Source organism: Bradyrhizobium sp. ARR65 (genome assembly GCF_000472385.1).
Taxonomy (GTDB): Bacteria; Pseudomonadota; Alphaproteobacteria; order Rhizobiales; family Xanthobacteraceae; genus Bradyrhizobium.
Window position 1 is genome coordinate 65,836 of sequence record NZ_AWZU01000016.1, and the last position, 18,758, is coordinate 84,593.

Consider the following 18,758-nt stretch of genomic DNA (forward strand, 5'->3'; position numbering starts at 1 on the left):
CTATCCGTCGGCGATGCGGGTAAGCTAATATTCGCCGTGGTGGCGCCGTAAGCGCGCACCGAAGCGTGGGACGGTGGTCCTGTCAATCTTGCGGTTTTGCAAGCCGGCTCGGCTCGCGGGCGTTGCCCGTGTGCCGTCGGTTTTATGGGGATCACCATGCGTATCAATCCACGTGGCCGGATCAAAAGTAGCCTCGTCGCGCTGCTGTTCATTGCCTTGGCCGCGCCCGCGCTGGCCGCGGAGGAGCCAAGCGGCTGCGATAAGTTCAAATGGCCGATCGATCGCGAACGCGCAGCGCTGACCGCGCCGGACCGAGCCAAGCTCACCTCGGGCGATGAGCTCGCCGCCATATCCGCGGGCGGTGTCACGCTGTCGCTGGTCGCGCCGAATGAGGCCAAGCTGCCGATGCCGCCCGAACGCGCGCCGAAGGAGGGCACATTCGCCGGCTTCACGCGCTTCAAGGATCCGCCCAAGGCCGGCATCTACACCATCAGCCTGTCGTCCGGCGCCTGGGTCGATGTCATCCAGGACGGGCATTTCCTCAAGCCCAAAGCCTTCAGCGGCGCCACCGATTGCGACGGAATCCGCAAGACCATGAAATACGAGCTCGCGGCGAGTCCCTTGGTCCTGCAAATCAGCGGCTCAGAAGATGAGCAGATATCCGTCGCCATCCTGCCATCGGAATGAAGGGACTTTACGCGACGCCTCAGGCTGTTATGTTCCGCCCGTGACATCCCGGTCGGCCGTAAGCCAAAGGGGATGCGCGGAACGGCGCTTCCGCCTGTCGCAATCCTAAAATCCCGACGCCCGCTTTGCGCGCGCTTGCCGCGCGCCGGGCGCGCATGGAGCGCCATGATGCATCGCTTTGCCGGTTTTCGCTTTGCCGCCTTCCTGCTTGCCCCCGTTCTTTGCGGATGGCTGAATTCGCCTGCTGGCGCCGAGGACAGGACGCTCACCGTATTCGCCGCCGCTTCGATGAAGAATGCGCTTGACGACGTCGATGCGGCCTTCACGGCAAAGACCGGCGTCAAGGTCTCGGCCAGCTATGCTGCGAGCTCGACGCTGGCAAAGCAGATCGAACAGGGCGCGCCCGCGGACATATTTGTCTCTGCCGACACCGACTGGATGGACTACGCGATCGGCAAGAAAGACATCAACGAAGCGACCCGTGTCAATCTGCTCGGCAACAGCATCGTGCTGATCGCGCCGAGAGACTCCAAGATCGACAATGTCACGATCGGTCCCGGTTTCGACCTGGCAAAGCTCGCCGGCGATGGCCGCATCGCGACCGGCGACGTCAAATCGGTGCCGGTCGGCAAATATGCCAAAGCCGCGCTGGAAAAGCTCGGTGCGTGGCAGGCCGCGGAGCCGAAGTTCGCGATGGCGGAAAGCGTGCGCGCCGCACTGACGCTGGTGGCGCGCAGCGAGGCCGCCCTCGGGATCGTCTACTCGACCGACGCCAAGGTCGAGCCCGGCGTCAAGATCGTCGGCACCTTTCCGGCCGACACGCATCCGCCGATCATCTACCCCGTCGCGGCGACCGCAAACGCCAAGTCGGAGGCGACCGAATATCTCGCTTATCTGCGCTCGCAGGCGGCCAAGGCCGTCTTCGAAAAATATGGCTTTACGTATCTGATCCACCCGACATCCTGACGTGATCGAGATTACGCCGACGGAATGGACTGCGATCCTGCTGTCACTGCGGGTCGCTTCGGTGGCGACACTCGTGGCAACCCCGCTAGGGATCGCGCTGGCCTGGCTGCTTGCGCGCCGCGACTTCTGGGGCAAGTCGTTTCTCGATGCGCTGGTGCATCTGCCGCTGGTGCTGCCGCCGGTCGTGACCGGATATCTTCTGCTGCTCACTTTCGGCCGGCGCGGCCTCGTCGGCGGCTGGCTCGCCGATACGCTCGGCATCGTCTTCGCCTTCCGCTGGACCGGCGCTGCACTCGCCTGCGGCGTCATGGCGTTCCCGCTTCTGGTGCGTCCGATCCGGCTGTCGATCGAAGCGGTGGACCAGAAGCTGGAGCAGGCGGCTGAGACGCTGGGGGCCACACCATTTCGCGTATTCCTGACGGTCACCTTGCCCATGGCCCTGCCGGGCGTGCTCGCCGGGATGGTGCTCGGCTTTGCCAAGGCGATCGGCGAGTTCGGCGCGACCATCACTTTCGTCTCGAACATCCCGGGCGAGACCCAGACCATTTCATCCGCCATCTATTCGCTGATCCAGACGCCGGACGGCGATGCCGCGGCGTTGCGGCTGGTCGTGGTGTCCGTCATCATCGCCGTTGCCGCACTGATCGGCGCGGAATGGTTTGCCCGCCGCGCCACCAGGCGCTTGCATGGAAATTGACGATGCTGCGCGTCGACATCGAAAAGCAGCTCGGTGAGTTCTCGCTGTCGGCTTCCTTCACCAGTGAAGGCCGTGTCACCGGACTGTTCGGCGCTTCCGGCGCCGGGAAGAGCTCGCTGATCAACATGATCGCGGGGCTCTTGCAGCCCGATCGCGGCACCATTTCCATCGACGGGGAGATCCTGGACGATACCAAAAAGGGCATTCATATCCCGGCCTGGCGACGCCGCATCGGCTATGTGTTCCAGGATGCGCGGCTGTTTCCGCATCTCAATGTGGCGCAAAATCTCGACTACGGGCGGCGCATGAACGGCATCGCCGATGATCCAGCCCAGCGCAGGCGCGTCACCGACCTGCTCGACATCGGGCATCTGCTGTCTCGCCGGCCCGGCAAATTGTCGGGCGGCGAGCGCCAGCGCGTGGCGCTCGGCCGCGCCCTGCTGTCGAAGCCGCGGCTGCTCTTGCTCGACGAGCCGCTGGGAGCGCTGGACGAAGGGCGGCGCGCGGAAATCCTGCCCTACCTGGTGCGGCTACGCGACGAGGCGCGGATTCCCATGGTCTATGTCAGCCACGACCCCGCCGAACTGCGCCAGCTTGCCACGCAAATTGTGCTGCTGAAGAATGGACGGGTGACGTCCTTCGGCGGGGTGAAAGTGCTGGCGGGATAGGCTGTCGTTCCAGGGGCGCGCGCAAGCGCGAACCCGGAACCTCGAGATTTCCGGGTTCGGTGCCTTGCACCGCCCCGGAATGACGGAGCTTGGAATTCAGACAACCTCTCGCGCCCGCAGATCCGCGATCGCGTCCGCATCGTAGCCAAGCGAAGACAGCACCTCGTCGGTATGGGCGCCGAGTGCGGGTGCCATTGAATCGAGACGGCCGCCGCCATGGGCGAGCTTAAAGCCACTGCCGGCAAAGCGCAGGCGGCCGTAAGCCGTGTCGATCTCCTGAATGGCGCCGCGCGCGACGATGTGCGGGTGATCGATGATCTCCTCGATCTTCCAGATGCTGGCGCAAGGCGCGCCGGCTGTGTCCAGGATCTTCTCCCACTCCCGCGGATCCTTCTTGGCAAGCGCCTCCTCGATGATGGCGCGCAGCGCCGGCTCGTTTTCCTGCCGTGCGAACCAATCGACGAAGCGCGGATCGGCCAGCGCATCTTCGCGGCCGAGCGCAATCATCAGCGCGCGGTACTGCTTCTCATTGTTCACGGCGAGCAGCAAATAGCCCTCGCCTGCCTTAAACAGATTTGCCGTCACCTTGCGGCTCACCGCCTGATTGCCGGACAATTGCTGGCGATGGCCGGCCACCGAGTAGTCGGCGATCTGCCCCGACAGGAACGCGAGCGACGCTTCCAGCATCGAGACGTCGACAAGTTGGCCCTTGCCGGTATGGCTGCGCTGAAACAGCGCGCTGGAGACGCCGAACGCCGCCGTAGCGCCGGACAGCACGTCGCACACCGCAAAGCCGGCACGCGTCGGCCCGGTTTCGGGGTGACCCGTGATCGCCATGATGCCGCTCATCGCCTGGATCTTGCCGTCATAGCCGGCGGCAAGCCGCTCCGGACCGGTCTGGCCGAAGCCCGATATCGCGCAATAGATCAGCCGTGGATTGATTGCCGAGAGCGCCTCATAGCCGATGCCCAGCTTGTCCATGACGCCGGGCCGGAAATTCTCCATCACCACGTCGGCTTGCGCGGCGAGCTGCTTGACGATGGCAACGGCTTGCGGCTTTTGCAGATCAAGCGTCAGGCTGCGCTTGTTGCCGTTGATGGCTTGAAAGGCCGGGGCGAGACCGCGCTCGGCCCATTCGCGGCTGAGCGGCGTGCGGCGCATGTCCTCGCCATCCCGGCGCTCCACCTTGATCACGTCGGCGCCCAGAAGCGCAAGCTGGTAGCTCGCATAGGGACCGGCCAACACCTGCGTGAAGTCGAGAATCTTCACGCCCTCGAACGGTCGGGTCACCTCGGTCTCCTCCCGATGGTTTTTTGTTACGACTGCCAGCGTCAGGCGGCGCGATTGCCCCGCGCGATCTCCTTTTGCCTGTCGAACTCGGCGCGCCGCCGCGCTAGTTCGCCCTCGCTCATCTGCGCGATGTTGTTGTAGTCGAGCTTCCAGGAGGCATCCTCGCTCCAGCGCAGCGGCGATTGCATGGTGGTGCGCGGGCCGAACGCCCGCTCCAACAAACGCAACGCCAATTCGAGCGTCACCGCCTGCGATTCTACGTCATGCGGCTTGCCGGCGGAATTGCCGAGCGGGAAGTCGCTGAACAAAAAGCGCGGCACGGCCGCGTGCTCGACGATGTCCTTTGCGCATCCCATCACCACGGTGGGAATGCCATTGGCCTCGAGATGGCGGGCGACGAGCGCGGTGGTCTGGTGGCAGACCGGGCAATTCGGCACCAGCACGACGGCATCGACGTGATCGGCGATGCAGCGGGCGAGGATATCGGGCGCATCGATATCGATGGTCACGCGGTGGCTGCGGTTGGTCGGCGCGCCGAAAAAGCGCGGTGCGACCTCGCCGATGCGCCCTTTGGCTTGCGCCTGCAAGAGCTGCGGCAGCGGAAACCAGGTGCCGCTGTCGGTCGCGCTGGTGTGCTTGCGATCATAGCCGATATGCGAGATACGCAAATCGTGCGGCTTCGACGTATCGCCGTCGTAGACCTTGTAGAATTTTGCGCTGCCGTTGTAGGGCGCGCCGGGCCCCTGATCGCCCTTCGCCGGATCATAGGGTGCGGCCGTTGTGACGATCGTCACGCGCGATTGCGCCAACGGTTTTTTCAAGGGCTGGAACGGCGCGTCGACGTAGTGCGCCCAGCGGTACGGTGTCGTGTAACCAATGGCGGCGTAGTATTCGCGGGTGCGCTGCATATAGGGCACGGGCGCATCGTAGTCGGGCGCGAAGCCGAATTGTTCATCTGAGGGAACGGACATGCTGGTGTCTCTGATGTCTCTCTGGGGTTTCCACCGTTGCGTTATGTCTTGGCTCCAAGAGTAGGGTTAGTTCGCCTGTTGCTCAACAGCAGATATAGCAGCGCTGCCCGGCTGTGCCGTGGAGTCGTCCCGGCGAAGGCCAAGATGAACTCGATCGGACAACGTCCTTCGCAAAAACCAGATCCTGTGGCTGTTGGTCTTGGATCTGCGCGGAGCCTGTTATGGGGCCGCGCTTCCGCGCAGACCCGTTGGCTTGTCCGGGACGACGCTGGAGCGTATAGTTTGCAGAACGTTGGTGGTAGCGCAGATGTCCGTTTTCTCAGGCAAATTGGGTCTCGCACTCGTATTGGCGGCGCTCTGTGTGGGCGCGCGAACGGCCCACGCCCAGGCCGCCCCTGTGACATATTGGATCCCGGGTTGGCCCCTCGGCTTCAGTGGAAACATGGCCGCGGGCCAGGACGTGAACACGTACGGCGACTTTCCGAGCTTTGAGGCCAGCGACGCCCGAGGCGGCGGCTTTTCCTATGCGCGCTACAATTTCCCGAACGGCTGGTTTGTCGGCAGCGAACGCAGCGGCCTGGGTTTGAGCATGAGCGGCATGACCCAGAATGCCGCTTTTGGCAATTTCGGCTTGCTCTCTACCGAAGGCGTGCAGTTCGGCTACAACTTCGGAAGCGCGGGCGGACTGCCCCTCACGGTCTACGCCGGTTTCGACACCTTGAAATACAATTCCGGCATCGGCGGCCCTTTTGCTCCCTTCGACTCCGTGTCCAGCACACTGCCCGGCTATAGCGCGCATGCGGGCGTGGAAATCCAGGCCACGCCGAATGTCAGCCTGTCCCTCGGGGTCGGCTACACGCAGCAGTCGAGCCGCATCGACGGCGACATCAATTCACCCTTGCTGCCCGGCGCTTCTCCGTTTGCCTTCGGCGCTCGCCGCTGACTCACCCGCCGGCACGCGGTCGGGATTGCGGCTTGCCACGCGGCGGGGGCCCGGGCCGCCTTGCGATGATATCCCCTGCGGAACTTCTGCTATGCTGAGATCTCAGCCGGGCAACCCCCTCCGCAACCCAACCCCAACGACCATGACAGCACCTTACGTCCCCCAGATCACGCTCTATCGCCGCTGGCTCGCCGATCAACGCGGCCTGAGTTTTTCCAATTACGAGGAATTGCGGCAGTGGTCCGTGCGCGACATCGACGTCTTCTGGCGGAGCATATGGGACTATTTCGACCTGCAATCGGCGACACCGTTTCGCGCCGTGCTGAGCCAGCGCAAGATGCCGGGCGCGATCTGGTTTCCGGGCGCATCGGTGAACTACGCGCAACAGGTGTTCCGGCACGTCGAGGCGGCGGACGCCGCCGGAATGCCGGCGATCATTGCCAGCGGCGAAGACGGCGTGCTGAAGGAAACGAGCTGGCCGGAACTGCGGCGGCAGGCGGCGGCGCTTGCCCTGTACCTGAGGAAAAAAGGCGTCGGCCCCGGTGATCGCGTCGCGGCTTACCTGCCGAACGTCCCTGAAACCATCATCGCGTTTCTTGCCACCGCGAGCATCGGCGCAATCTGGAGCGTCTGTGCGCCTGATATGGCGGCGCCCGCGGTGATCGACCGGTTCAAACAGATCGAGCCAAAGGTGCTGATCGCCTGCGACGCCGTCACCTATGCCGGCCGGCGGCACGATCGCCGGGCCGTCATCGACGAGCTGCGCCGCGCGTTGCCGTCAGTCGAGCACTTCATTCTGCAGAGCGATGGCAAGGAAGATCCGGCGACATCCGATCCGCTGCTGTCGAAAATCCTCTCCAGCAGAAGCACTGCGATCGACACATTCGAGCCGGCCTGGCTGCCGTTCGACCACCCGCTCTGGATCGTCTATTCGAGCGGAACGACCGGCCTGCCAAAGCCGATCGTTCACAGCCATGGCGGTGTCGTTGTGGTGGCGCTGCCGCTTATGACGCTGCACAACGATATCGGCTGCAGCTATCAGCCGAACTCTTTTGGCGAGCGTTTCCACTGGTACAACTCGATCGGCTGGATCATGTGGAACTCGCAAGTCAACGGGCTTCTGAACGGAACGACCTGCTGCATCTTCGACGGAAGCCCCGGCGGATCCAAGGACAAGCCGGACTGGACGACACTGTGGCGCTTCGCCGCCAGCGCGAAGGCGACCTTCTTTGGTGCAGGCGCGGCATTCTTTGCAAACTGCAGCAAGGCCGACATCGATCTTGAATCCGTGGGCGACCTCTCGCAGTTGCGCGCGCTTGGCTCTACAGGTTCGCCGCTGAGCGCCGACACGCAAGGATGGTTCAATACGCGCTTTGCGGCACTTGCCAAGATCAACGGCAACGGCGCGCAAGAAGACATGTGGTGGGCGAACATATCGGGCGGCACCGACTTTGCAGGCGCTTTCATCGGGGGAAATCGCGAACTGCCGCAAACGCCTGGTACGATGCAGTGCCGCCTGCTCGGCTGCGCGGTGGAAGCCTTCGACGACCAAGGCCGCGCCGTGATCGGCGACGTCGGCGAACTCGTTTGCACCGAGCCGTTGCCTTCGATGCCGCTGCGCTTCTGGAACGACGAAGGCGACCAGCGCTACCGCGCGAGCTACTTCGAGACCTATCCCGACAATTTCGACGGCAGCGGCCGCGGACCGGTCTGGCGTCACGGCGACTGGCTGAAGATCAATCCGGACGGCTCCTGTGTGATCTATGGCCGCAGTGATGCGACGATCAACCGCCATGGCCTGCGCATGGGCACGAGCGAACTCTACTCGGCGATCGAGGCGCTGCCGGAGGTGCTGGATTCCCTGGTCGTCGACCTCGAATATCTCGGGCGCGAAAGCTACATGCCCCTGTTCGTGGTGCTGCGCGAGGGCATCGCGCTGGATGCGGCGATGCAGGCCAAGATCAACAGGGCGATTGAATCCGGCCTGTCGCGCCGTTTCCTGCCAAACGAGATTATCGCTGTCCCCGAGATTCCGCGGACACTGTCCGGCAAGAAACAGGAATTGCCGATCAAAAAACTCCTGCTCGGTCATGCCGTGGAGAAAGTCATCAACAAGGAAGCGATGGCCAATCCTGGATGCCTGGATTGGTATCTGGAATTTGCCAGGAACTACCTGGGGAGAAGCGCCGCGTAGCAGTGCGCGGCGCGGCGACGCACCTACACCATCTTGCGGCGCCGCAACCCCGATCCCTACCTGAATAGGAGCTGCCGCGCGCCCCGGCGCGGCAGGAGGGAGGCGGTGATGAATTATTTCCGAACTGCAATCCTGCTGGCGGGCCTCACAGCCCTGTTCATGGGCGTCGGTTACCTGATCGGCGGCGGCAAGGGCGCGATCATCGCGCTTCTGATCGCCGGCGCAACCAACCTGTTCGCCTATTGGAATTCCGACCGCATGGTGCTGGCGACCTACGGCGCCCAGGAGGTCGACCGAAACTCCGCGCCCGAGCTCGTCGAGCTTGTGGCGGGGCTCGCCGGCCGTGCCGGCCTGCCCATGCCGCGCGTCTTCGTGATGGAGAACCCGCAGCCCAACGCGTTTGCGACGGGCCGCAACCCGCAAAACGCGGCGGTGGCCGTGACCACCGGATTGATGCAATCCCTCAGCCGCGAAGAGCTTGCCGGCGTGATCGCCCACGAGCTCGCCCATGTCAAACATCACGACACGCTGCTGATGACGGTCACCGCGACCATCGCCGGCGCAATCTCGATGCTCGCGCAGTTCGGGATATTTTTCGGCGGCCACCGCAACAACAACAGCGGCCCCGGTGCGATCGCGTCGATCGTCATGATGATCCTGGCGCCGCTCGCCGCCATGCTGGTGCAGATGGCGATCAGCCGCACGCGCGAATACGCCGCCGACAATCTCGGCGCGCGCATCGCGGGGCAGCCGATGTGGCTCGCCTCCGCGCTCGCTAAGATCGAAAGCGCCGCCCACCAGATCCCGAACATGGATGCCGAGCACAATCCGGCAACCGCACACCTGTTCATCATCAATCCGCTGTCGGGCCACGGCATCGACAACCTGTTTGCGACCCATCCGTCGACCGCGAACCGCATCGCAGCCTTGCAGCAGCTCGCGACCGAACTCGGCACGCCGGGAGCTGGGCCTTGGACTCGGGCCGAGACCGACGACTCCGCGCGTAACCCGTGGGGCCGCTCGCCACGTCCTCGCGGCCCCTGGGGGTGAGGCGGGGCGCGCGGGCTCGCGGAGTTATCCCGGTCCGGCAAGCGCTTCTCTTGGCATCGCGACGCCACCGCGTTACCCTTCCGATAGATTCCGGCAGGGGCTCAAGACCGTCGATGAGGCTTGCGAATAGGAAGCAACCGCGCGCGACTGCTGCAAGGCTCGCGCGGAGTGGTTTGGGAGCGGCTGCATTTGGATTGTGTGCCATGGGATGGTGCTGCCTCGCCACGCCGGCCGCAGCGGTCGAACTGTCGGCTGCCCAGTCGGCCCTCTACACGACAGTGTCGATCTTCCCTCCGTCGGCGCGATCGATGACCGTGTGCTATGGTTTCGTCTGCCGGCGGCGCGAAATGCTGGACTTCACGCCCGCCGACCGCAGCGCGCTCGGCAAGATTCTCGCAAGCGGGCGCGGTTCAGCCGCCGCGGAGCGAGCCGCGGTGCAGAAGGCCATGGTCTGGTTCGATCGCCGCATGGGGCCGGTCATTGGCACGGACAAGCGCGTGGCGAAAGCCGACATTCGCGCACTCGACTCCACGCACAATTTCGATTGCTGGGATACCACCCGCAACACGACGAGTCTGCTGCTCGTCCTGCAGGAGTGGGGACTTCTGAAATATCATACCGTCGGCGACCCGCATTACCGCGGCAACGCACTGGTGCTGCAGTTGCCGCACAATACCGCTGTGCTCATCGACCGCGCGACCAAGGTCGAATGGGTCGTGGACATGTGGACCCACGGCTACGCCGAACCGCCCGATGTCATGCCGCTCGCGGAATGGATCAAGGAGGATTGAGCGCGTCCCGCGGGAACGCTGCATACAAGTATCGTGCAAACTCTCGTCCGCGCGCCCGTTTCGCGGCGATCGCGATTGAACGCGGATAGTCAGGCGGCTAGCAATTGCTCAAGCGACGGCCAGCTATAATGGGGAAGCTGCAAGGCATCCGCGATATCCCCGCCCACAGCGAGCCTTGCCAGGCCAGGTATGGCGAAGGTTATAACAACGAGATTGCGGAAGAGCATGCCCGCGCGCGTTCTCGGCGCGAACGCACCGGCAAAGCGCTCTGCGCCACGCTGCTTGGTATCGACATAGCTCCTCAACAGCGCGCCGTATCTGGCAAATGCCTCTTGATAACGACCACGCGCGCTAGCGAGTTCACCCGCCAGCACGTAGGCCCGACCATCCGGCCAGGCTGTCCATAGATCAGATACACATCCTCGTCGCGCGGACGATAGCCATCAACCTCGAATGCTGCGACCACATAGCCGAGATGTCTCTCGAACTGCGCCTGCGGCCCGAAGACGAGCCTGCGAACGGCTGAATGGAGGCCGTCCGCACCGATCAAAAGATCGAAGCGACGTTCACCCGCATTTTTTCAACTCGACCCGGACGCAATCCGGCAGCTCTTCAAACGCGACAATCTCGTCGCCGAAAATACTTTCGATGCGATCTTCGACCTTGGCGAACAACAAGCGCGACAGGCGGCTGCGCGGCAGGGTCACATAGCGCCCACCGGTCAGTTCGGAGAAGACCTTGGTGCCGAAGCCAGCCAACCGCCGGCCAGCGTGATCCACGATTCGCGCTTCCTGGACATGATAGTCATTGCGATTGATCTCCGGGAGCAATGCCATCCGCTCAGCGATGTCATAGCCCAGTCCCCAAAAATCGATCACGTAGCCTCCGCTGCGTAACGCGGGAGCACGCTCGACCAACGTCGGCTCGAAGCCGGCGGCCTTCAGCCAAAAGGCAAGCGCCGGTCCGCCGATCCCAGCGCCCGAGATCAGGATGGCTGTCATCAAACCGGGAACGAACGAGGTCCCAATTCGTTTCCCAGCACTTGCGCTAATTCAGCTACAGCCGCGCATGAAGGAGCGTGCTCCAGCTTGCCGTCCGCTCAATCGGGAAACCCGAACAGCTTGGCCGGGTTGTGAACCAGGATCTTTTCCAGCGTCGCCTGGTCGGAGGCGTAGCGATACATCAGCTCCAACAGATCGGCGTCGTTGGGCGGCTGCACCACAGAGACCGGATGCGGCCAGTCGCTCGCCCAGACGCAGCGATCTGGCGCGGCCTCGATATAGGAGCGAGCAATCGAGATGACGTCATCCCAGGGCGGACCGGCCTTCGAGGTCTTCTCGCCGAGCGAGAGCATCACCCAGAAATTGCCCTTCGCGAGCAGCTCCAGCATCTTGCGCAGGTTCGGATCGTCCTTGCCGCGGGTGGGATCGGGCCGGGCCATGTGATCGATCAGCACCGGTACGTCGAGGTCCTCGTACTTCTCGACGCTCGAGATGATGCCGTCCTTTTCGGGTTGGATCTTCACATACCAGCCGAGCTCGCGGATTCGCGAGATTGCGCGGGCGAAATCCTTGTCCGACAGCACCGCCCCGAGCTCCTGGCGGAAACTGAACCGCGCGCCGCGCACGCCGGCATGGTGCAGCCTCGCGAGATAGGCGTCGTTCGCCTCCGCGAACACCAGCGCATTGGCGCAGCCGCGATAGTTCGGGCCCATGGCGGCGAGACCATCCAGCACTACCGCGTGATCGGCGCCATAAGTCGTCGTCTGCACGATAATGCCGCGCTCGATCCCAAGCGCTTTGTGCATGCGTAGCGCCGCCTCCCAGGTCGCACTCGGCATCTGATAGGCGGCGCCGGGACGCACCGGATATTTCTCCAGCGGCCCGAGCACATGGAACTGGCTGTCGACGGTCTTGGGCGGCGGCAGCTTTGAGGGCCGGCGCGGGTTCGGATCAAAGGGAAGATAGGTCGGCATGGGCGTGGGTCCGCGTTAGTCGATGACGGCGGTGAAATCGCACTGCACCAACGCGCCGCCTTCCATGTCCATCTGCAGGGAATGACGCGCGGGGCGCGAATGCTCGTCGGGAAACATCTTCAGCCATTCGGCATTGACCGGACCGCGCTGGGAGCGATCCTTGAGCCACACCGTCATCTTGATGATGTCATCGGTGCTGCCGCCCGCGGCTTCCACCGTCGCCTTCATGTGGACGAACATGTTGGCGCACTGCGCCTCCAGGCTCGAAGGCATGTTGCCGCTTGCCGGATCGCGGCCGAGGATGACGCCTGACATCACGAGATTACCGATCCGGCAGGCGTTCGGAATCGGATTGGCGTGCTTGAAGCCGCCGATATGGACGCTCTTGCGCCGTACTTGATCCATCATGACGCTGTTCTCCTTCCAGATCACGCAAATTGGCAGGACACCGAGCCGAAGGCGCCGTAATCGGCATGAAACGTGTCGCCGCGGCGGATATCGATCGGACGGGTGAAGGATCCGGCGAGCACGACCTCGCCGGCCGCAAGATGCTCGTCATGCGGCGCCAGCCGATTGGCAAGCCAGGCGATCCCGTTCGCGGGATGGTTGAGCACGCCGGCCGCCAGTCCCGTCTCCTCGATCTGGCCATTGCGGAACAGAAGCGCGCCGATCCAGCGCAAGTCAGCCTCCAGCGGCCGGAACGGTCGCCCGCCCAACACCAGCGCGGCATTCGCGGCATTATCCGAGATCGTGTCCATGACCTTTCGGGTCTTCCCGGTCTCGGGATCGACGCGATGCATGCGGGTTTCGAGGATTTCGAGCGCCGGCGTCACATAGTCGGCAGCGTTGAGCACGTCGAAGATCGTGCAATCCGGCCCGCGCAGCGGCGCCTTCAGCACGAAGGCGAGCTCGACCTCGATGCGTGGCGCGTGAAAGCGATCGAACGGGATCTCGGTCGCATCGGGATAGAACATGTCCGCGAACAGCACGCCGTAATCCGGCTCGGCGATCCCGACCGCGCTTTGCATCGCCTTCGACGTCAAACCGATCTTGTGACCCTTGATGACGCGACCGCGTCCGAGCTGAAGCTGCGTCCAGGCCCGCTGGATCGCGTAGGCATCCTCGATCGTCAGGTCAGGATGCTCGCGGGTGAACATGGTTATGAGCTTCTTGCTGCGCTCGGCCTCGTCGAGCCGCTCGGCGAGACGCTTGATGGTGGCTTGATCGAGCATGGTGCTAGCCTTCCGCCACCACCATATTGCGCAGCACGCCGATGCGTGAGGATTCCACCTTGACCACGTCGCCGACCTTGAGCCAGCGCGGCGGATCGAAACGCGCACCTGCGCCGGTCGGCGTGCCCGTTGCGATCATGTCGCCGGGCTTTAACGTGGCGAAGGTGGAGAGATAGGCGATCAGGGCATCGAACGGGAACATCAGGCGCCCGGTCGAGTCCTGCTGACGTACCTCGCCGTTCACGCGGGTAATGATGTCGTGCGGACCGCGCGGATCGCACTCATCCGCGGTCACGATCCAAGGGCCGATGCTGCCGGAGCGATCAAAGTTCTTGCCTTGCGTGACGTTGAACTTGCCGTGGCGAAGCCAGTCCCGCACGGTGCCTTCGTTGCACAGCGTCATCCCGAAAATGTGCGACCACGCCTGCTCACGCGGAATGTGGCGCCCCTGCTTGCCGATCACGAGCACGAGCTCGCCTTCATAGTCGAGCTGGTCCGATACGCTGGGCTTCTCGAGTCCCTGTCCCGAGCCGACCACCGAGGACATGCTGCGGACGAAGAGGCTGGGATATTTGGGCAGATCCGAATTGTCCTTGTACTCGGCGTTACGGTCCATGTAGTTCACGCCAATGCACCAGAGTTTCTCCGGCGTCAGCACCGGTGGCAGCAACGCCAGTTGATCGAGCGCGCAATCGGGCTTCTCGCCCGCAACGGCCTGGCGGGCAGCCGCCAATCCATCGCGAGCGATCAGCGCCTTCAGGTCCGGGAAATCGCGTCCGATCCGCCGCGAGAGCTCGACAACCCCACCTTCGACGGCCGCGCCGTAGCGCGGCTCGCCGTTCACCAGATAGCTCAACAGTCGCATATGACAAATCCTCGTCGCCGGCGTCAGGCCGGCTGGCTGCTGTGGTTTCCGTTCTCGACGCCCGTCAATTCGCGGCCGCGCGTTTCCGGAAGTGACAGAGTCATCGCAAGAAAGACGATGATCGCGGGCACGACGACCAGCATGCCAAAAGCGAGCTCGCCGCCGAACAGCGCCGCCGCCATCGGCACGACCACGGGCGCGAAGCTGCCGACGCCGCGACCGGCCATGTAGATGACCGACACCGCGGTCGACCGCACTTCGATCGGGTAGATCTCCGACAGCCAGGTCCCGACCACGCCAAGCGCGGAATTGCCGATCACGAACGCGATGTAAGTCCAGAACATCGGGAAACCGAGCAGGCTTCCCGCGTATTTCTCGTGCGCGAAGATATAGAGGCAGCCCGCCATCACGCCCCAGGAGAGCCCCGGCACCAGCGCGCCGAAGCGGCGACCGAAGGCATCGTTGAGCGCGCCCATGCTGATATAGGAGCAGCCGCCAACGACGGAGGCGATGACGGAGATGTTGCGCACCACTTCAGGCGGCGCGGCAAGCGACTTCTGCATCAAAGTCGGCATGAAGACGACGATCCCGTAATAGCTGAACATGTAGGCCATCATCCAGGCGAGACACATCAGCGAAATCGGCAACAGCCTGCCCTTGAACATCAAGAGCAGCGTGTTGGTGGTCTTCACCTTGTTTTCGACCAGACCGCTCTTGCGCGCGCGGTCGAACTGCAGCCAGGCCTTGGATTCGGGCATGAAGAAGCGGATGAAGATCATCAGGACGATCGGCGAGCCGCCGGTGAGCAGCGCGACGCGCCAGCCCCAATCGAGACTGAAGGACGTGGTCGCCCAGACGCCGACGATCGAGGCGCCGGCGCTAGCCAGCACCGCGCTGCCCTGGATGAACGCGCTGCCGAGACCGCGGCGATCCTTGTTCCAGGCCTCGTTGAACAGCACCATGCCCGCGCCCCACTCACCGCCAAGGCCGACTCCAGTGATGAAACGCAGGATCGCGAGGCTCGGATAATCCCAGGCGAAGGCGGAGGCGATCGAGCCGGCCGCGAAAACGCCGAGCGTGAGCTGCAGCGCCTGCTTACGGCCGAGGCGGTCCCCAAGCCAGCCGAACAACGCGCCACCGATCACCGATCCGATCAGGGTCAGGCTGGTGACGCTCGCGACCTGCGTCAGCGAAATGTGCAGCGACGCCTGGATCGAGCTCATTAGGAACGGCATGATCAGCACGTCGTACAGATCGAGCGCGAAGCCGAGCATGCAGGAAAAGATGATGGCGGCACGCTCGCGCGTCGTGTAGGTGCCGGCTGAGGAAAGTGCGGAATGTTCGACCATGATGAAGTTGCTTCTGCTGGGTCCCGCGGCCGGCGCGCTGTTCAGTCGGGCGACTTCGGGGTTTGGAATACGGTGCGCAGCGTGACGATCTCGCCGAGCCGCGCGTAGCGGGGACCGCCGATGCGGGCGATCGGATCGAGCGCCTCGGTTTCGATCTTGCCGTTGTTCACGAGGTCGTCGCGGATATGAAACATCACGACCTCGCCGACGATCAGACGGCTGCGCGCCTCGCCGAACTCAAGGCACTGCCGGAAGCGGCATTCCATGGCAACCGGCGGTGCCGCGAGCCGCGGCACCTTGATGTGCTCGCTCGGCCGCACCTCGAGCTTAAGCAGTTCGACCTCGCTGACATCTGGCGGATGCTCGACCGAGCTCTCGTGCAGCGCGCTCATCAGCGGCGTGTCGGCGATGTGGATGACATATTCTTCGGTATCGAGAATGTTATGCGCAGTATCCTTGTAAACGCCGGCCTTGCGGCCGATGCTGACCGCGAGCATCGGCGGCTTCTGCGAGACGAAGGTGAAGGCGCTGAAGGGCGCGAGGTTGACGACACCCTTGGCCGACAAGCTCGTCACCCAGGCGATCGGGCGCGGCACGACGATACCGGTCATCAGCCGGTAAATCCGCTCCGCGCCGAGTTCGGAAGGATCGATCCGCATGGCTGCGTCGCGGTCAGGCCCGCGCCTGGCGGCGCCGAGATCGGCCGTTGCTGCGCCTGTGGCAACCACCGCTGTTGCGAGACATCTCGTCGCATCCTCCCTGGATGGATCACGGTCCACCATCTTTTGTTGCGAGCCTGATCGAGGACGGCCCGATCCGACGCGCAATCATCCGATCCGGGGCCTTTACGTGTCGACCGAATTGTGCCGTTTCTGTCCACAATATGGACGATGGGGTGCCTGACATCATGGACATGGGAGCCGCTCCGAAGACGGAACCGAGGCGAGGGGCGCAAGCCATTCGCCGCGCGCTGGCGGTCCTGCGCATTCTGGCCGCAGGCCGTGAGACCGGCCTGCCGCTCGCCGAGGTCGTGCAGGCAACCGGACTGACCCGCCCGACCGTGCATCGGATCGTTCATGTGCTGATCGAAGAAGGAATCGTCGAGCGCCACGAAAAAACTGGCCGCTACGCGATCGGCAGTCAGGTCCCTGAACTCGCGCTGGCCCGCCCCTCACGGTCGCCGCTGCTCGCGGCCGCAGACGAGATTCTCAAGCGGACCTCGCGAGAGGTCGGCGACACCCTGTTTCTCACGGTGCGCACCGGCAACGATACGCTGTGCGTCGACCGCAGGATCGGCTCTTTCCCGATCCAGGTGCTTTCGATCGAGATCGGTGCGCGGCGCCCGCTTGGCGTCAGCAGCGCGGGGGTAGCGATCCTGGCCGCGATGCCGGCCCAGGAAGCGCGAAAGATCGTCGCAGCCAATGAGGCGAGGTTCGTGTCGTATCGAACCAACGCGGCGACCGTGCTGGCGCAGATCGCGGCCGCAAGACGGCGCGGCTACAATCTGCGCGAAGTGGGACTCGTGCCGGGCACGAAGTCCATTTCCACATGGATCAAGACCCCCGATAGCCGTCCGGCGGCAGCCATAACCGTGTCAGCGGTTCGCATGCGGCTTGGCCCTCGTCGTGAGCCGGAGCTGGCCGAGATTCTGTTGGATGCGGCCCGGTCGATCGAGCAGAAGATACGATCGCCGTGATCGCCGCTGTTTCAGCCCGCGCGCCATTCCGCCGCGCGGAAAGGCGCCGGACTTGTCAACGCGGAGTCATTCGCGCAGTATGGCTGAAATTGTGCCGCGCAACACGGCCAATACCAAAGTCGACACGCAAGCGAGGAAACAAGAAAATGCTCAAGATAACGAGGGTCATCGCCGTGACCCTGCCGATGCTCAGTGGGGCTGCCTACGCGCAGGACACCGTCAAGATCGGCTATATCGATCCTCTCTCCGGGGGCGGCGCCAGTGTCGGCGAAGGCGGGTTGAAAACCTTTCAGTATCTGGCCGATGAACTCAACGCCAAGGGCGGCATTCTCGGTCATAAAGTCGAGATCCTGCCGCTCGACAACAAGACCAATCCGCAGGAAAGCCTCGTTCAGGCCCAGAAGGCGATCGATGCGGGCGCTCATTACATCACCCAAGGCAACGGCTCCTCGGTCGGCGCGGCGCTGGAGGATTTCGTCACCAAGAACAACACGCGCAACCCCGGCAAGGAAGTGCTCTACTTCAACTATGCCGCGGTCGAGCCGAGCATGACCAACGAGAAGTGCAGCTTCTGGCATTTCCGCTGGGACGCCAACTCGGACATCAAGATGGAAGCCCTCACCAATTACATGAAGGGCAATTCGTCCATCAAGAAAGTCTATCTGATCAACCAGGACTATTCGTTCGGCCAGTCGGTGCGGACCCAGGCGCGCAAGATGCTGGGAGAAAAGCGGCCTGATGTGCAAATTGTCGGCGACGAACTGCACCCGCTGCTCAAGATCACCGACTTCTCGCCCTATATCGCCAAGATCAAGGCGTCGGGCGCTGATAGCGTCGTGACCGGCAATTGGGGACAGGATATCGCCCTCCTGCTGAAGGCGGCGGCCGATGCCGGGCTCAAGGTCAACTGGTACACCTATTATGCCGGCGGTGCCGGCGGCCCGACCGCGATTAAGCAGGCCAATCTCGATCATCAGGTATTTCAGATCACCGAAGGCTTCGCCAATTCCGGCGATGAGGCCGCGATGGAGTTCGAGAAGGCATTCCGGGCCAAGGTCGGCCTGTCGCTCTGGTATCCGCGCGCGGTCAACGAGATGCGCATGTTCAAGGCGGCCGCCGAAAAGGCCAACTCGATCGATCCGGTGAAAGTTGCCGCCGCGCTCGAGGACATGAAGTTCGACGTTCTCGATGGCGGCAGCGGTATCATGCGCAAGGACGATCATCAGTTCTTCCAACCGATCTACATCTCCTCGTTCGGCAGCCGCAGCGAGAAGGAGCCGTTCGACGAGGAGAACACCGGCTGGGGCTGGCGCCTGGTCTCAAAGGTCGATACGCCGCAGACCGTGTTGCCCACCACCTGCAAGATGACGCGGCCATGACGGGC

19 protein-coding genes are annotated in these 18,758 nt (G+C 63.6%); 10 read left to right on the top strand and 9 right to left on the bottom strand.

Going from position 1 to position 18,758, the window contains the following annotated elements; all coding sequences use genetic code 11:
* The first annotated feature begins 156 nt into the window (after positions 1 to 156).
* The 4 genes from F758_RS0118790 (at position 157) to modC (ending at position 3,018) form a co-directional block, all read left to right on the top strand.
* Positions 157 to 687 (top strand): hypothetical protein, encoded by a 531-nt coding sequence (locus tag F758_RS0118790; RefSeq protein ID WP_245286531.1) that lies wholly within the window; start codon positions 157 to 159, stop codon positions 685 to 687.
* A gap of 168 nt (positions 688 to 855) precedes the next feature.
* Positions 856 to 1,653, top strand: coding sequence for a molybdate ABC transporter substrate-binding protein (gene modA, locus F758_RS0118795; RefSeq protein WP_024509315.1), 798 nt, complete (start codon positions 856 to 858; stop codon positions 1,651 to 1,653).
* A 1-nt stretch (position 1,654) separates the two neighbouring features.
* On the top strand, positions 1,655 to 2,350 hold the full coding sequence (gene modB, locus F758_RS0118800; RefSeq protein ID WP_024509316.1) for a molybdate ABC transporter permease subunit: 696 nt from the start codon (positions 1,655 to 1,657) through the stop codon (positions 2,348 to 2,350).
* Positions 2,351 to 2,352: 2 nt separating this feature from the next.
* Positions 2,353 to 3,018: a molybdenum ABC transporter ATP-binding protein gene (gene modC / locus F758_RS0118805; protein WP_024509317.1), complete on the top strand. Its 666-nt coding sequence runs from the start codon at positions 2,353 to 2,355 to the stop codon at positions 3,016 to 3,018.
* A 96-nt stretch (positions 3,019 to 3,114) separates the two neighbouring features.
* On the opposite strand, the gene F758_RS0118810 is transcribed toward modC, so the two are convergent.
* Entirely contained in the window at positions 3,115 to 4,308 is a 1,194-nt protein-coding gene (locus F758_RS0118810; protein ID WP_024509318.1) for a CaiB/BaiF CoA transferase family protein, read from the bottom strand.
* A gap of 41 nt (positions 4,309 to 4,349) precedes the next feature.
* Complete coding sequence (locus F758_RS0118815; protein WP_024509319.1) at positions 4,350 to 5,279, bottom strand: glycine/sarcosine/betaine reductase selenoprotein B family protein; 930 nt, start codon at positions 5,277 to 5,279, stop codon at positions 4,350 to 4,352.
* Between the two features lie 442 nt (positions 5,280 to 5,721).
* Between F758_RS0118815 and F758_RS0118820 the strand changes: the two genes are divergently transcribed.
* The 4 genes from F758_RS0118820 (at position 5,722) to F758_RS0118835 (ending at position 10,257) form a co-directional block, all read left to right on the top strand.
* Positions 5,722 to 6,222: a hypothetical protein gene (locus F758_RS0118820; protein ID WP_349542957.1), complete on the top strand. Its 501-nt coding sequence runs from the start codon at positions 5,722 to 5,724 to the stop codon at positions 6,220 to 6,222.
* Between the two features lie 142 nt (positions 6,223 to 6,364).
* The gene (locus F758_RS0118825; RefSeq protein ID WP_024509321.1) at positions 6,365 to 8,416 is read left to right on the top strand and encodes an acetoacetate--CoA ligase; all 2,052 of its coding nucleotides are present in this window, start codon (positions 6,365 to 6,367) and stop codon (positions 8,414 to 8,416) included.
* Between the two features lie 108 nt (positions 8,417 to 8,524).
* Positions 8,525 to 9,466, top strand: a complete 942-nt coding sequence (gene htpX / locus F758_RS0118830; RefSeq protein WP_024509322.1) for a zinc metalloprotease HtpX — start codon at positions 8,525 to 8,527, stop codon at positions 9,464 to 9,466.
* Positions 9,467 to 9,669: 203 nt separating this feature from the next.
* A complete protein-coding gene (locus F758_RS0118835; protein ID WP_024509323.1) occupies positions 9,670 to 10,257 on the top strand; it encodes a hypothetical protein in 588 nt (195 codons plus the stop codon).
* A 566-nt stretch (positions 10,258 to 10,823) separates the two neighbouring features.
* Here the strand turns inward: F758_RS0118835 and F758_RS51900 are convergent.
* The 7 genes from F758_RS51900 to F758_RS0118870 all read right to left on the bottom strand — a co-directional run bounded on the left by F758_RS51900 (position 10,824) and on the right by F758_RS0118870 (position 16,337).
* Positions 10,824 to 11,174: a Rossmann-fold NAD(P)-binding domain-containing protein gene (locus F758_RS51900; RefSeq protein ID WP_245286532.1), complete on the bottom strand. Its 351-nt coding sequence runs from the start codon at positions 11,172 to 11,174 to the stop codon at positions 10,824 to 10,826.
* Between the two features lie 182 nt (positions 11,175 to 11,356).
* Positions 11,357 to 12,232 carry an amidohydrolase family protein gene (locus F758_RS0118845; RefSeq protein ID WP_024509324.1) on the bottom strand — a complete coding sequence of 292 codons (876 nt, stop codon included), beginning with the start codon at positions 12,230 to 12,232 and terminating at the stop codon, positions 11,357 to 11,359.
* Between the two features lie 15 nt (positions 12,233 to 12,247).
* The gene (locus F758_RS0118850) at positions 12,248 to 12,640 is read right to left on the bottom strand and encodes a RidA family protein (protein ID WP_024509325.1); all 393 of its coding nucleotides are present in this window, start codon (positions 12,638 to 12,640) and stop codon (positions 12,248 to 12,250) included.
* A gap of 20 nt (positions 12,641 to 12,660) precedes the next feature.
* A complete protein-coding gene (gene hpaH / locus F758_RS0118855) occupies positions 12,661 to 13,464 on the bottom strand; it encodes a 2-oxo-hept-4-ene-1,7-dioate hydratase (protein ID WP_024509326.1) in 804 nt (267 codons plus the stop codon).
* Between the two features lie 4 nt (positions 13,465 to 13,468).
* On the bottom strand, positions 13,469 to 14,329 hold the full coding sequence (locus tag F758_RS0118860; RefSeq protein ID WP_024509327.1) for a fumarylacetoacetate hydrolase family protein: 861 nt from the start codon (positions 14,327 to 14,329) through the stop codon (positions 13,469 to 13,471).
* A 23-nt stretch (positions 14,330 to 14,352) separates the two neighbouring features.
* Positions 14,353 to 15,678: an MFS transporter gene (locus tag F758_RS0118865; RefSeq protein ID WP_024509328.1), complete on the bottom strand. Its 1,326-nt coding sequence runs from the start codon at positions 15,676 to 15,678 to the stop codon at positions 14,353 to 14,355.
* Between the two features lie 41 nt (positions 15,679 to 15,719).
* Complete coding sequence (locus F758_RS0118870; protein WP_024509329.1) at positions 15,720 to 16,337, bottom strand: flavin reductase family protein; 618 nt, start codon at positions 16,335 to 16,337, stop codon at positions 15,720 to 15,722.
* 248 nt (positions 16,338 to 16,585) lie between these two features.
* Here F758_RS0118870 and F758_RS0118875 point away from each other — a divergent pair, with 248 nt between their 5' ends.
* Positions 16,586 to 17,374: an IclR family transcriptional regulator gene (locus tag F758_RS0118875; RefSeq protein ID WP_024509330.1), complete on the top strand. Its 789-nt coding sequence runs from the start codon at positions 16,586 to 16,588 to the stop codon at positions 17,372 to 17,374.
* A 146-nt stretch (positions 17,375 to 17,520) separates the two neighbouring features.
* The gene (locus tag F758_RS0118880) at positions 17,521 to 18,753 is read left to right on the top strand and encodes a branched-chain amino acid ABC transporter substrate-binding protein (protein ID WP_024509331.1); all 1,233 of its coding nucleotides are present in this window, start codon (positions 17,521 to 17,523) and stop codon (positions 18,751 to 18,753) included.
* Positions 18,754 to 18,758: the final 5 nt, after the last annotated feature.

Bases quoted from the DNA above. Each gene is read 5' to 3' on its own strand.
- F758_RS0118790 (WP_245286531.1), top strand. From the start codon at position 157: ATGCGTATCAATCCACGTGGCCGGATCAAAAGTAGCCTCGTCGCGCTG.
- modA (WP_024509315.1), top strand. From the start codon at position 856: ATGCATCGCTTTGCCGGTTTTCGCTTTGCCGCCTTCCTGCTTGCCCCC.
- modC (WP_024509317.1), top strand. From the start codon at position 2,353: ATGCTGCGCGTCGACATCGAAAAGCAGCTCGGTGAGTTCTCGCTGTCG.
- F758_RS0118815 (WP_024509319.1), bottom strand. From the start codon at position 5,279: ATGTCCGTTCCCTCAGATGAACAATTCGGCTTCGCGCCCGACTACGAT.
- F758_RS0118820 (WP_349542957.1), top strand. From the start codon at position 5,722: ATGGCCGCGGGCCAGGACGTGAACACGTACGGCGACTTTCCGAGCTTT.
- F758_RS0118825 (WP_024509321.1), top strand. From the start codon at position 6,365: ATGACAGCACCTTACGTCCCCCAGATCACGCTCTATCGCCGCTGGCTC.
- htpX (WP_024509322.1), top strand. From the start codon at position 8,525: ATGAATTATTTCCGAACTGCAATCCTGCTGGCGGGCCTCACAGCCCTG.
- F758_RS0118835 (WP_024509323.1), top strand. From the start codon at position 9,670: ATGGGATGGTGCTGCCTCGCCACGCCGGCCGCAGCGGTCGAACTGTCG.
- F758_RS0118845 (WP_024509324.1), bottom strand. From the start codon at position 12,232: ATGCCGACCTATCTTCCCTTTGATCCGAACCCGCGCCGGCCCTCAAAG.
- F758_RS0118850 (WP_024509325.1), bottom strand. From the start codon at position 12,640: ATGATGGATCAAGTACGGCGCAAGAGCGTCCATATCGGCGGCTTCAAG.
- hpaH (WP_024509326.1), bottom strand. From the start codon at position 13,464: ATGCTCGATCAAGCCACCATCAAGCGTCTCGCCGAGCGGCTCGACGAG.
- F758_RS0118860 (WP_024509327.1), bottom strand. From the start codon at position 14,329: ATGCGACTGTTGAGCTATCTGGTGAACGGCGAGCCGCGCTACGGCGCG.
- F758_RS0118865 (WP_024509328.1), bottom strand. From the start codon at position 15,678: ATGGTCGAACATTCCGCACTTTCCTCAGCCGGCACCTACACGACGCGC.
- F758_RS0118870 (WP_024509329.1), bottom strand. From the start codon at position 16,337: ATGCGGATCGATCCTTCCGAACTCGGCGCGGAGCGGATTTACCGGCTG.
- F758_RS0118875 (WP_024509330.1), top strand. From the start codon at position 16,586: ATGGACATGGGAGCCGCTCCGAAGACGGAACCGAGGCGAGGGGCGCAA.
- F758_RS0118880 (WP_024509331.1), top strand. From the start codon at position 17,521: ATGCTCAAGATAACGAGGGTCATCGCCGTGACCCTGCCGATGCTCAGT.